A 13,180-nucleotide genomic window follows, 5' to 3' on the forward strand; every position below is an offset into this window, starting at 1 on the left:
AGCAGAAAATGGCAGGATTTAAACAACTTTCAGGCTTAGTAGTGCCATTGGATGCGGCAAACGTGGACACGGATGCGATTATTCCAAAACAATTTTTACAAGCCATTACCCGCGTAGGTTTTGGCAAACACTTATTCCATGAATGGCGTTATTTGGATGTAGAAGGCACTAAACCAAATCCAGATTTCGTGCTGAATTATCCACAATATCAAGGTGCGACCATTTTATTAGCACGTAAAAACCTTGGTTGCGGTTCTTCTCGTGAACATGCGCCTTGGGCATTAGCCGATTACGGTTTCAAAGTGATGATCGCACCAAGTTTTGCGGATATTTTCTACAACAACAGCTTAAATAACCACATGTTACCGATTCGTTTAAGTGAAGAAGAAGTGGAAGAAATCTTCCAATGGGTGTGGGCAAATGAAGGCAAACAAATCCATGTGGATTTGGAAGCCATGACGGTCACTGTAGGCGACAAAGTCTATCACTTTGAACTGGATGAATTCCGCCGTCATTGTTTGTTAAACGGCTTGGATAATATCGGTTTGACGTTACAACATGAAGATGCCATCAGTGAATACGAAAAAAATATTCCGGCATTTTTACGTTAATCTGTTTTTTTACTCGGACAGCAAATATTGCTAACCATTCGGCGGACAATTTGTCCGCCTTTCTTTTTGAAAACATTCCATTTTTTTACCGCACTTTCTCCCCTTTTATTTGACAGTATCCATGCTTATCCCTATCATTCCGACCAATATTGATTGATTTTAAAAAGAGCTGTCTATGTCACATAATCAAACCGAATTACTGAAAAAATCCCTCGCTGAACGCATCCTCATTTTAGATGGTGCGATGGGGACGATGATCCAAAAATATAAACTCACCGAGACTGATTTTAGAGGCGAGCGTTTTAAAGAAAGTGCGGTTGATTTACGTGGCAATAATGACTTGCTCACCTTAACCCAACCGCTGCTAATTTCTGCGATTCATGAGAAATACTTACAAGCGGGCGCCGATATTATTGAAACCAATACTTTCAGTTCTACCACCATTGCGCAAGCGGATTATGATTTACAGTCTATTGCCTATGAACTGAATTTTGCAGGTGCAAAACTAGCGCGTTTAGCCGCAGATAAATACAGCACACCAGAAAAACCTCGCTTTGTCGCCGGTGTATTAGGGCCAACCAACCGTACCGCCTCTATTTCCCCTGATGTAAACGATCCAGGTTTCCGTAATGTCACTTTTATGGAACTGGTCGATGCCTATGCTGAGGCAACTAAAGGCTTAATTAAAGGTGGCGCTGATTTAATCATGATCGAAACCATTTTCGACACGTTAAACGCAAAAGCCGCCATTTTCGCCATTGAAACGGTATTTGAAGAATTAGGTGTGGAATTGCCGATTATGATTTCCGGCACCATTACCGATGCGTCTGGCCGTACCCTTTCTGGGCAAACCACCGAAGCATTCTACAACTCGCTTCGTCACGCTAAACCGCTGACTTTCGGTTTGAACTGTGCGCTAGGCCCGAAAGAACTCCGCCAATATGTTGAACAACTGTCTAAAATCAGCGAAACCTATGTTTCCGTTCACCCAAATGCGGGCTTACCAAATGCTTTTGGTGGCTATGATTTGGGTGCAGAAGAGATGGCGGCACACCTTAAAGAATGGGCTGAAAGTGGCTTTGTGAACATTGTCGGTGGTTGTTGTGGTACGACGCCAGAGCATATCAAAGCCTTTGCCGATGCAATGCAAGGTATTGCACCACGTAAATTGCCTGAAATTAAAACTGCAATGCGTTTATCAGGCTTAGAGCCACTCAATATTGATGATGAAAGCCTATTCGTAAACGTAGGCGAACGTAATAACGTGACAGGTTCGGCGAAATTCAAACGTTTAATTAAAGAAGACAAATTTGCTGAAGCCATTGAAATTGCTATTGACCAAGTGGAAAACGGGGCACAAGTGATTGATGTGAACATGGACGAAGCCTTGCTCGACGGCAAAAAATGCATGACCCGTTTCCTCAATATTATGGCGACCGAGCCTGATGCCGCTAAAGTGCCAGTCATGATCGACTCATCTAAATGGGAAGTAATTGAGGCAGGTTTGCAGTCGGTACAAGGTAAACCGATTGTGAACTCTATTTCATTGAAAGAAGGCGAAGAAATCTTTGTCGAACACGCTAAACTGGTGCGTAAATACGGCGCAGCCGTAGTGGTTATGGCATTCGATGAAGTGGGACAAGCCGATACCGAAGATCGCAAAGTAGAAATCTGTACCCGTGCCTATAACATTTTAGTCAATCAACTTGGCTTCCCACCAGAAGATATTATTTTCGACCCGAACATTTTCGCCATTGGTACGGGGATTGAAGAACACAACAACTACGGTGTAGATTTCATCAACGCCACTGGTCGCATTAAACGCGCGTTACCGCACGCAAAAATCTCGGGCGGGGTGTCAAATGTGTCTTTCTCATTCCGTGGTAACAACGTGATGCGTGAAGCCATTCACGCCGTCTTCCTCTATCACGCAATCAAACAAGGCATGGATATGGGGATTGTGAATGCAGGGCAACTTGCCATTTATGATGATCTCGATCCTGAATTACGTGAAATTGTAGAAGATGCGGTATTAAACCGTAGCTCAGATGCGACTGAAAAACTACTCGATATTGCAGAAAAATATCGCAATCAAGGCAATGATGAAAGTGCGGTCGATTCTGTGGCTGAATGGCGTACTTGGCCGGTTGAAGAACGTTTAAAACACGCGCTGGTGAAAGGGATTACCACTTACATTGTGGAAGATACTGAAGAAGCTCGCCAAACATTGCCAAGTCCATTAGATGTGATTGAAGGCCCGTTGATGGCAGGCATGGACGTAGTCGGCGATTTATTCGGTGACGGTAAAATGTTCCTGCCACAAGTGGTGAAATCTGCGCGCGTGATGAAACAATCTGTGGCGTATTTAGAGCCGTTTATCAATGCAACCAAACAAAAAGGTTCAAGCAACGGTAAAGTGGTGATTGCGACCGTAAAAGGCGATGTGCACGATATCGGTAAAAACATCGTAAGCGTGGTAATGCAATGTAATAACTTTGAAGTGATTGACTTAGGCGTCATGGTGCCTGCGGACAAAATTATTCAAACCGCCATTGATGAAAAAGCGGATATCATCGCGTTAAGTGGTTTGATTACCCCTTCGCTAGATGAGATGGAATACTTCTTGGGGGAAATGACTCGCTTAGGTTTGAATCTACCTGTGATGATTGGCGGTGCGACCACCTCTAAAGAACATACAGCAATTAAACTTTATCCAAAATATAAAGAACACGGCGTATTTTATACCTCTAACGCCTCCCGTGCGGTGACAGTGTGTGCGACCTTGATGAACCCAGAAAGCCGTGCGGCGTTGTGGGAACAATTCAAGAAAGATTACGAGAAAATTCAGCAATCTTTCTCTAACCGTAAACCGCTTCGTAAACAACTGAGCATTGAAGAAGCACGTGCAAACCGCTTTGATGGCTTTAGTGGCGAATGGGCTGATTATGTGCCACCAAAACCAAACCAAACCGGTATTGTGGAATTTAAAAACGTACCGATTGCCACATTACGTAAATTTATCGACTGGTCGCCATTCTTCCGCATTTGGGGCTTGATGGGCGGATACCCTGATGCCTTTGATTATCCAGAAGGCGGCGAAGAAGCACGCAAAGTGTGGAACGATGCGCAAGTGGTATTAGATGAATTAGAACAAAACCACAAACTCAACCCAAGTGGTATTTTAGGTATTTTCCCTGCGGAACGTGTGGGCGATGATGTGGTGCTTTTCGCTGATGAAGAACGCACACAACCAATCGGCACGGCTTATGGCTTACGCCAACAAACGGAACGTGGCAAAAACAGCAAAAGTCCGTTTAACTTTGCCTTAAGCGACTTTATTGCCGATCGCGAAAGCGGCAAAAAAGACTGGATGGGGATGTTCGCCGTTTGTGCGGGTATTGAAGAAATGGAGCTTGTAGAAGGCTATAAAGCGGCAGGTGATGACTACAATGCTATCCTGCTACAAGCTGTGGGCGATCGCTTAGCAGAAGCAATGGCAGAATACTTGCACTTTGAGCTTCGCACCCGCATTTGGGGCTACACGCAAGAAGAATTCGACAACCAAGGTTTAATCAATGAAAACTATGTCGGCATCCGCCCTGCACCAGGTTACCCAAGCTGCCCGGAACATACCGAAAAAGCCTTGATTTGGGATTTATTAGAAGTGGAACAACGCATCGGCATGAAACTCACCGAAAGCTACGCCATGTGGCCGGCAGCTTCTGTCTGCGGTTGGTACTTCACCCACCCGGCAAGCAACTATTTCACCTTAGGTCGCATTGATGAAGACCAAGCTCAAGATTATGCCAAACGTAAAGGTTGGGATGAAAGAGAGATGTTGAAGTGGTTGGGTGTAGCGATGAAGTGATTTTAATCATTAAAGGTGTGTTGGAGCAACACACCTTTAAAACTTCATCATCAAATACACTTTTATTATATAATTGAGATCGGTACTAAAACAACATCATATCCATTATTTCTAATATTACTGACAGCATTGTATAAACTTAACTTGGCAAAATAACTCATATTCAAAGGAAAATCATTTATTTTCTTAGATTCTATTGCCATTGCAATGACAATAGTTTTTCTTTCACTAGATTGTATCTCAAAACGCTCTTGGCATTTATCCCTAAACTCTTTTGAGTTTGCATATAACGCAGATGAAACAAATGCTTGAGAAAATAAATATGATGCTTGAGCTCCCCAAGTATTTTTCACATGAATAAATCTATTTTTAGAAGAGTCATAAAGATCTGCTAATTCAATTTTTGAATGACTACCTAATTGTATTAGATTTCTATCTAATAATTTAAAATTATTATCCTCAGTCAATTTTTCATTATATACCTGTTCAGCATAAGATTTTTTACCAATACTATTATTAAACAAGATAATATTTTCTATATCTCTTACATTCCAATCTGGCAAATAACCTCTCTCAACAGAAATATTTTTAATCTTATCATCTATAAATTGAATAATATTATCCAAAACCCGAAACCATTTACCGTCTAACTTAATATAATATTGATTATCCAGCATAGATTCACAAACAATTAATCTATCTAGTGATGAATTATGATAAATGTCAGACACTCCCTCAATTGAAATACCATTTATACGTAAACTTAAAATATTTTTAATGGATAAGCCATCTTGAAACTCTTCATAAAGCCTAGACTTAATTTCATTAATATCAAGTTCATTTACTTCAATATTCTTTCTATTAATTAGCATCCTATATTTTGAATAATCAAATCTTTTAAATGCATCAGGCAAATCAAGATATAAAGTGGATGAATCACCTTTACCCAAGTAAAATTTATATAATTTACGGTAAAGCCCAAAATCCAATCTAGATATTAAACTTTTATCTTTTACTTGTTTATAAGATTTAAAAATATCTACTTTCTCTTCTAGTTCTAAAATATTTTCAATTTCATCAAGCACTGAATCTACCTTAGTTATATCATTTTCCGTTCTAAGAACAATTGATGATTTCCCTTGAATTAAAAAATCTTTTCCTAAAAAACGCCCTTTTCCTGATATACTTTTTAATATCTTATTATAATTTTCATTATCAACACCTGGATTATAGTTTGCCACGCTTCTTTGTATTTGTCTTGTTTGACTTTTGATAGAGAACTGATGAAGAGAGGAAACTGAGAGATTATCAATCAAACGTAATGCAACATTTAATCCAAACTCATCTTCAATATAGTCTTGAATTACTTTATGGCCATACCCGCCTGTTAGAGCATAAAGACTAGTTTTATAAACTCTGAAATAAATGAAACTATTTGACCTATTTTCAAATGAAAAAGATGGTGATAATGCTGATATAAATTTACTCCATTCAGGAATAGAAACCTTATCTTTTTGTATAAACAGACAGCTATTTTCATCCGAAAACACTTTATTGTATCCATTTACATTAGAAAAGGTTGCTAGACTAAAATTTGAATTAATTTTGAAAACATTTATGCGATTGGTTTTAATTTTTGACATAGGTTATACCCTAATAATATTATTTAAGCTTACAATAGCCATTGTATCATTATTTAAAATAAATTTATTACTCTCTATATGGCCTCTGACGCTTGTGGTCAATTTCACTAAAAAACACTTTAAAAACGCACCGCACTTTACCCTTTCTATATTGCACAATTCCCAATTTCCGCTATCATACTCCCTTTCTCATTCACTCTACTCTCGGAACTTTATCAATGAATAAATTCAAAATAGTATTACTCACGGCTGCATTCGTAGGTTTGTTCGCTTGTACTACAACACAACAACCAAAGAAAAGCGTTAAAACACGATACCTTAAAAATAACATTAGCCAAGCGGAATTAAACAATCCGAAAGATTACAAACGTTATTACTATTCTTGCCACAATTCGGAAACAGGTTCAAATTCTTATTTAACCACTTACTTCCCGCTTTCAAGAGAAAGCCGCATGAAAGATAACTTTGGTATTTATTTCCAATTAGACGGTGGAAAAGCAGTGCCGTTTGATCATGTGGAAAATCGCACCTTAAATGCACGCGGAAATCGCTTTGAAGTGATTTATCGCTCTTATGAGCCGATTGATGGCAGTTATGTTGATTTAATCGCACGTGAAAATAATTCTGTGTATTACAAGAATAATCAAGGTATGAAAAGCACTTGGTTAAACTGTCGAGAAGGCTAATTCTCACTGAAAGAAAGTGCGGTCATTTTTAGACGCATTTTTACAAACAAAAAAGCACGAGGTTAAACTCGTGCTTTTTATTTTTATTTTGATTATGCTTTTGCTTGTGCGCGTTTCACGAAAACGACTGAAAGCGTAAATGCCACCACAAATGAAATCACCATACCAATGCTATACATTGCAAGGCTATCTGGTTTAATAGATGGAATACCTAAGAAACCTGCTGCGCCTAATGCAATGGCTTTTACATTGAAGAATGCGATAAAGGCACTTGCAAGACCTGACCCAATCATCGCCGCAAAGAAAGCCTGACGATAACGTAAGTTCACCCCGAACATTGCCGGTTCAGTAATCCCTAATAATGCAGAAATACCAGATGGTACCGCTAAACCGCGTACTTTTGGATCTTTTAATGCCACTGCCACACCTAAACAGGCCGCACCTTGTGCGATGTTTGACATTGCGGCGATTGGGAAAATAAAGGTACCGCCTGTATTTGCCATTTCAGCTAATAATTGCGTTTCAACCGCAATGAAGGTTTGGTGCATACCTGTGATAACGATTGGTGCATAGAATGCCCCAAAGATCGCGCCACCAACGAAGCCTAAGGTGTCATATAACCAAGTTAAGCCTGCTGCAATTAATGAACCTGCTTCACGACCAATTGGACCTATTACAGTGAATGCTAAGAAACCCGCAATAAAGAGCGAGAATAATGGGGTAATGAGGTTATCTAAGTAAGAAGGCACAAACTTACGGAAGGTTTTTTCTAAGGTTGCTAATACCCAAGCAGAAACTAATGTTGGGATAACCGTGCCTTGATAGCCGACTTTTTCAATTTCAAGACCGAATACATTCCAGTATTGGATTTTGCCTTGAGCAAGGGTTAATGCGTAGTTCCAACCATCTGCTAATGCAGGGTGAACCAACAACATCCCAAGCGCTGCCCCTAAGAATGGGTTACCACCGAATTTACGGGTCGCTGAGAAACCGAGTAATACCGGTAAGAATACAAATGGTGCATTCGCGATGGTATTAATAAAATCCACCAAATCCGCAAGACCTGGGTACATATCAATCACGCTTAATTCATCAACGAAGAAACCTTTCGCTGTAAGCATGGAGTGAATACCCATTAACAAACCGCCTGCTACGATTGCCGGAATGATTGGCACGAAAATATCGGCTAAGCCTTTCACCAAACGTTGCAATAAGTTTTGATTGCCTGACGCCGCTTCTGCCACTTCGGCTTTGCTCACATCGCCGATACCAAGCAATTTGGTAAGTTCAGCATGGACTTTATTCACTGTGCCAGAACCGAAGATAATTTGATATTGACCAGCGACAGCAAACTGCCCTTTCACGCCTTCAATGTTATCAATACCTTCTTTGTCCACTTTGCTTTCATCGTTTAACACAATACGTAAACGCGTTGCGCAATGTGCTGCGGTGGCGATGTTTTCTTTTCCGCCAAGTTTATCAATCACTTGTTGGGCGATTTGAGGGAAGTTCATAGTGCTCTCCTAATGAGTTTCTAAAAAAAGAAATTGACCGATTGTAACCAAAACAGGGGATAATAACTAGCGCTCTAAACAAATTTTAGGCGAAAAAAAAACCGACTTGATTAAGTCGGTTTATAGTTGGTGCTCTGAGCGAGACTTGAACTCGCACGGCCTGCGGCCACTACCCCCTCAAGATAGCGTGTCTACCAATTCCACCACCAGAGCGTTTATTCTGTTTTTATTCCTTATTGCGGAATATCATTATTTTTGTTTTCAACTGCTGGAGCAACTTGTTGTTGCTGTTGTTGAACTTGTTCAGCAGTTTGAGATAAATCGTCAAACGAACCTTTTTGTACGTTGCCACGGTGAGAGTTAATATTACCTAACACTAAAGCAATCACAAAAAAGCCAGTTGCTAAGATTGCACTGGTACGAGTTAAAAAGTTACCTGCACCAGCAGAACCAAACATCGTACCTGATGCACCGCCGCCAAATGACGCACCTGCGTTTGCACCTTTACCTTGTTGAACAAGGATAAAGCCGATTAAGGCGATACAAATTAATACATAAACAAATAATAAAATATTGTACATTATTCTTTCTTCTCTAAATTGCGATTTCGCAAGAAAACTGGGAGCAAATGTTATATAAAATTCACGCTTTTCGCAAGCGCTTTCCCATTTTTTTTACTTAATTGTATTAAGTTTAATCAATTTTCAGCGTTTAAATCTTCCGATTTTTTGACCGCTCTTTTTCGTTTCGTTGCTGGTGTGCTTAAACCTTTTGAAATCTGACTTAAACGACGTAATGCAGTGAAATCAACAAAACGCACTAAATCCGGCAGCATTTGATTAAGTGTAAACATAAATTGCTGATAACTCGCCTGTTTTTGACTGATATCCGTTAATTGCGCTTCCCAATGTGCCGTCATATCAGGTTGCGTAGCAATATCCGGCAAAGCTGAAATGAGGATCCGACCCGTTTCTGTGCTGTGAATATTGCGTCCTTTTTTGGTCAAAAAGCCTCGTTTAAATAGCAATTCAATAATGCCCGCACGCGTAGCTTCTGTTCCTAGTCCATCGGTTTCACGCAGAATTTTTTTCAATTCTTTATCTTGCACAAAGCGCGCAATCCCCGTCATGGCGGAAAGCAACGTCGCATCGGTAAATGGTTTTGGCGGTTGCGTTTTTTTGCTCACCACTTCGCCTCGTTCACAATACAGGATCTGCCCTTTCTTCACGATCGGCAATAGCGGTTCTTGATTTTCATCTTCGTCTTCTTTGCCAAGCAACTCTTTCCAACCCGCAGTTTGCAAGTTACGTGCTTGTGCCACAAAAGTACCGCCTGCAATACTTAAGGTAATTTTGCTTTTACGATATTCCGCATCTGGGCAAAACTGCAATAAATACTGACGCGCAATAAGTTCATAAATACGGTGTTCATCAATACTTAAATTGATCGAGCGTGTGTTCGCCGTCGGAATGATCGCATGGTGCGCTTCCACTTTTTTATCATTCCAACAACGATTACGTTGCTCGCTATCCACCACCGATGGCAGGGTTTGATAAGTCTGACAATGCTGTGAAATCGCATTCATCACTTTATGTCGTTCAGCAAAATGCTCTTCTGGCAAATAGCGACAATCAGAACGCGGATAGGTAATCAAGTGATGGGTTTCATATAAACGCTGACAGGTATCTAACACGCTCTGTGCCGACATCCCAAAACGTTTTGCCGCATCAATCTGCAATGCTGACAACGAATAAGGCAAAGGCGCCGTTTCTTTCTCGCGCTTATCCACATATTCTGTCACTTCAGCAGGTTGATCAGTAATGCGTTTCACCACATTTTCGGCTAAGCCTAAAGACAGTACGCGACCATCTTCATCTTGGTAGTCTTCACAAGCCTTACTTGGTTGCCAAAGTGCAGAAAAAAGTGCGGTTGGATTTTCAGACGTTTTTTCTTCTTTCACCCATGCCAACACTTCATAGAAATCTTTTGGTTGGAAATTTTCAATTTCCAAATCACGGCGAACAATCAAACCTAATACGGGAGTTTGTACTCGCCCAACGGAAAGCACACCATCATAACCCGCTTGGCGACCACGAATGGTATAAGCGCGGGTCATATTAATACCATAAAGCCAATCCGCACGAGCACGCGCCAGTGCAGAGGTGGCTAATGGAATAAAATGACGATTCGGTTGGAGCTTTTGTACGGCTTTTTCCACCGCGCTTGGGTTAAGATCGCTAATCAAACAACGCAAAATGCCATCACGTTTTTCCGCTGATAAATTGGCATAGCTGAACACTTCATCCACCAGCAACTGCCCTTCTCTATCCGGGTCTCCTGCGTTAACTAAAACATCGGCTTGATGAATGAGTTTTTCTACCACGGAAAGTTGTTTTTTCACTTCTTTTCGCGGTAACAGAATCCACTTTTCAGGAATGATGGGTAAATGTTCTAAACGCCATTGTTTGAATTTTGGATCGTAGGCATCGGGTTCAGCCTGCTCGAGCAAATGCCCCACGCACCAAGTCACAACATCATCATTGCCGCATTTAATAAAACCATCACCCCGTTGATGAGGTTTTGGCAAGACGTCGGCAATAGCTCGCCCAAGACTGGGTTTCTCGGCAATAAACAGGCGCATAAGATTAGTCGATCTGACGACGACCTAAGAAAGAATGGGTTAAAGTGGTGCCATCCACGGTCTCTAATTCCCCACCAACAGGGATCCCGTGAGCAATACGGCTTACTTTAATATTATGTTGATGGCAAATTTCAGCAATATAATTGGCTGTGGCATCGCCTTCCACCGTTGGATTGGTCGCTAAAATCACTTCGTGGAAAGATTCTTCAACCAGACGTTTTTGCAATAAATCTAAACCAATCTCTTTTGGACCAATACCATCTAAAGGCGATAAGTGCCCCATTAAGACAAAATAACGCCCAGAAAATTGGCCTGTTTGTTCAATGGCTTGAATATCCGCCGGCATTTCCACCACGCAAAGCAAACCTGAATTTTGACGGCGAGGATTGTTACAAATATTGCACGTTTCTTCTTCGGTAAAATCGCGACACTGTGAACAATGTCCAATTTTAGACATCGCTTCCGTTAATGCACGTGCTAAATTCATCCCACCACTACGATTGCGCTGTAAGAGATGATAAGCCATGCGCTGCGCTGATTTCGGGCCAACACCCGGCAAGCAACGAAGATTTTCAATAAGATGTTCTAAAAGTGGACTGCTTTGCATAATATTTATGATGGGAGAAAATGAATGGTGTGTGAACGTGTAAATTCACACACACAATGAATTAAAATGGAAGTTTCATTCCTGGAGGCAATGGCATGCCTGCGGTCACAGAAGCCATTTTTTCTTTTTGCAATTCTTCTGCACGACGGACTGCATCGTTGAATGCTGCAGCGATTAAATCTTCCAACATTTCTTTGTCGTCTTCCATTAAAGAAGGATCGATCTCAATACGACGGCAGTTGTGCGCACCATTAATCGTGATTTTTACTAAACCCGCACCGCTTTCGCCTGTTACTTCTAATTGGGCAATTTCTTCCTGCATTTTTTGCATTTTTTCTTGCATTTGTTGGGCTTGTTTCATCAAGCCGCCTAAACCGCCTTTTCCAAACATTGGATTTTCCTTCTTAAATTAACTAAAACGAGCCGCATTTTAGCGAAAAAATTTGCCTTTGGGAACAGAGAAATTTATTATTCCACACTTCAAAACTTGGTTAAAAATGACCGCACTTTTATTTAGGAATCGCTAATGGAAACTCGTTATTACTTTATATTTACGGCAGCTATTATTTTGTTACAACTGCTGATTTATATTTTTAATAAAACTCTGATTTGGTGGCTGAACAAACCACTCTCCCAAAAGGCAAGACGAACTATCACTTTTACCAGTTTTTTGCTTCCTAATGTCTTAGTTATTTGTCATTTTTTAAAGCTTTTTACGGCATTTCGACTTATTGCTTTAGTGCTCGCGCTGCTTCTTTTTTCAGCCTTTGCGAGTATCGCCGTCGGAGGTATTCATTTTCTTTTCCGAAAATCTAAATCCATCAGCAAAATCGACCGCACTTTGCGCATTGCTTACCCCGTTTTATTTATTGGCATCATTACTTTAAGTGTGTATAACGCCTATGTTACCCGTGTTATTCATTATGAAATCACGCTAGATAAGCCTATTAAACCGCTGCGAATTGGCATGGCAAGCGATCTTCATTTAGGCAAATTATTCGGTGGGAAAGAATTGGATAAACTGGCTGATATTATGCAGCAGGAAAAGATTGATATCATTTTATTGCCTGGCGATATTATGGACGATAACGTCAATGCCTATTTAGCCGAAAAAATGCAACCTCATCTGGCAAAACTCAAGGCCCCGATGGGCGTTTATGCCACACTAGGCAATCATGACTTATTTGGAGACCAAGATCGAATTGATCAAGAAATTCGTAAAGCTGGTATCACTGTGTTAAGAGATGAAACATTAACGTTAAATAATGAATTGGTACTGATTGGACGAAATGACAATCTTGCTCACGATAGACCAAATACTGAGGCGTTATTAAAACAAGTGAATACTGACTTACCTGTTATTCTATTAGATCACCGTCCAACGGATATTGAAAAACACGCTTCACTCCCGCTTGATATTCAAGTTTCAGGGCATGCGCATAAAGGGCAAATATTCCCCGCTAGTTTAATCACGAAAATGATATATCGTCTGGATTATGGTCATGAAAAAATTGGCAATCCACATGTTTTTGTCACTTCAGGTTACGGCTTCTGGGGCATTCCAATGCGCTTAGGATCTCAATCAGAAGTAGTAATTATTGATGTGAAAG

At 40.6% G+C, this 13,180-nt stretch carries 10 protein-coding genes and 1 tRNA gene; 4 read left to right on the forward strand and 7 right to left on the reverse strand.

All coding sequences use genetic code 11. The features are described 5' to 3' along the window. Window positions 1–8 precede the first annotated feature (8 nt). Window positions 9–611 (forward strand): 3-isopropylmalate dehydratase small subunit, encoded by a 603-nt coding sequence (gene leuD / locus O3746_RS09715; RefSeq protein ID WP_005696826.1) that lies wholly within the window; start codon window positions 9–11, stop codon window positions 609–611. Between the two features lie 175 nt (window positions 612–786). Continuing rightward, a complete protein-coding gene (gene metH / locus O3746_RS09720; RefSeq protein WP_371448884.1) occupies window positions 787–4,479 on the forward strand; it encodes a methionine synthase in 3,693 nt (1,230 codons plus the stop codon). 65 nt (window positions 4,480–4,544) lie between these two features. On the opposite strand, the gene O3746_RS09725 is transcribed toward metH, so the two are convergent. Beyond that, window positions 4,545–6,122, reverse strand: coding sequence for a DUF6119 family protein (locus tag O3746_RS09725; protein WP_371448886.1), 1,578 nt, complete (start codon window positions 6,120–6,122; stop codon window positions 4,545–4,547). Between the two features lie 218 nt (window positions 6,123–6,340). Between O3746_RS09725 and O3746_RS09730 the strand changes: the two genes are divergently transcribed. After that, window positions 6,341–6,808 (forward strand): hypothetical protein, encoded by a 468-nt coding sequence (locus tag O3746_RS09730; protein WP_371448888.1) that lies wholly within the window; start codon window positions 6,341–6,343, stop codon window positions 6,806–6,808. 92 nt (window positions 6,809–6,900) lie between these two features. Here the strand turns inward: O3746_RS09730 and O3746_RS09735 are convergent, their stop codons facing one another. From O3746_RS09735 to O3746_RS09760, 6 genes are all read right to left on the reverse strand, one after another. Beyond that, window positions 6,901–8,322, reverse strand: coding sequence for a sucrose-specific PTS transporter subunit IIBC (locus tag O3746_RS09735; RefSeq protein ID WP_371448890.1), 1,422 nt, complete (start codon window positions 8,320–8,322; stop codon window positions 6,901–6,903). Between the two features lie 127 nt (window positions 8,323–8,449). Next, a tRNA-Leu gene (locus O3746_RS09740) sits at window positions 8,450–8,535 on the reverse strand. Between the two features lie 20 nt (window positions 8,536–8,555). Next, a complete protein-coding gene (secG, locus tag O3746_RS09745; RefSeq protein ID WP_070582988.1) occupies window positions 8,556–8,903 on the reverse strand; it encodes a preprotein translocase subunit SecG in 348 nt (115 codons plus the stop codon). A 116-nt stretch (window positions 8,904–9,019) separates the two neighbouring features. Further along, a complete protein-coding gene (locus O3746_RS09750) occupies window positions 9,020–10,963 on the reverse strand; it encodes a DNA topoisomerase III (protein WP_371448892.1) in 1,944 nt (647 codons plus the stop codon). Window positions 10,964–10,967: 4 nt separating this feature from the next. Next, complete coding sequence (recR, locus tag O3746_RS09755; protein WP_005696838.1) at window positions 10,968–11,570, reverse strand: recombination mediator RecR; 603 nt, start codon at window positions 11,568–11,570, stop codon at window positions 10,968–10,970. A 61-nt stretch (window positions 11,571–11,631) separates the two neighbouring features. Next, window positions 11,632–11,961 carry a YbaB/EbfC family nucleoid-associated protein gene (locus tag O3746_RS09760; RefSeq protein ID WP_005696839.1) on the reverse strand — a complete coding sequence of 110 codons (330 nt, stop codon included), beginning with the start codon at window positions 11,959–11,961 and terminating at the stop codon, window positions 11,632–11,634. Window positions 11,962–12,096: 135 nt separating this feature from the next. Here O3746_RS09760 and O3746_RS09765 point away from each other — a divergent pair. Further along, the coding region (locus tag O3746_RS09765; protein WP_371448895.1) for a metallophosphoesterase at window positions 12,097–13,180 on the forward strand (1,084 nt) is incomplete at its 3' end.

The organism is Haemophilus sp. 27098_8_127, assembly GCF_041433495.1.
In the GTDB taxonomy this organism is placed as follows: Bacteria; Pseudomonadota; Gammaproteobacteria; order Enterobacterales; family Pasteurellaceae; genus Haemophilus_D.

Bases quoted from the DNA above. Each gene is read 5' to 3' on its own strand.
- leuD (WP_005696826.1), top strand. From the start codon at position 9: ATGGCAGGATTTAAACAACTTTCAGGCTTAGTAGTGCCATTGGATGCG.
- metH (WP_371448884.1), top strand. From the start codon at position 787: ATGTCACATAATCAAACCGAATTACTGAAAAAATCCCTCGCTGAACGC.
- O3746_RS09725 (WP_371448886.1), bottom strand. From the start codon at position 6,122: ATGTCAAAAATTAAAACCAATCGCATAAATGTTTTCAAAATTAATTCA.
- O3746_RS09730 (WP_371448888.1), top strand. From the start codon at position 6,341: ATGAATAAATTCAAAATAGTATTACTCACGGCTGCATTCGTAGGTTTG.
- O3746_RS09735 (WP_371448890.1), bottom strand. From the start codon at position 8,322: ATGAACTTCCCTCAAATCGCCCAACAAGTGATTGATAAACTTGGCGGA.
- secG (WP_070582988.1), bottom strand. From the start codon at position 8,903: ATGTACAATATTTTATTATTTGTTTATGTATTAATTTGTATCGCCTTA.
- O3746_RS09750 (WP_371448892.1), bottom strand. From the start codon at position 10,963: ATGCGCCTGTTTATTGCCGAGAAACCCAGTCTTGGGCGAGCTATTGCC.
- recR (WP_005696838.1), bottom strand. From the start codon at position 11,570: ATGCAAAGCAGTCCACTTTTAGAACATCTTATTGAAAATCTTCGTTGC.
- O3746_RS09760 (WP_005696839.1), bottom strand. From the start codon at position 11,961: ATGTTTGGAAAAGGCGGTTTAGGCGGCTTGATGAAACAAGCCCAACAA.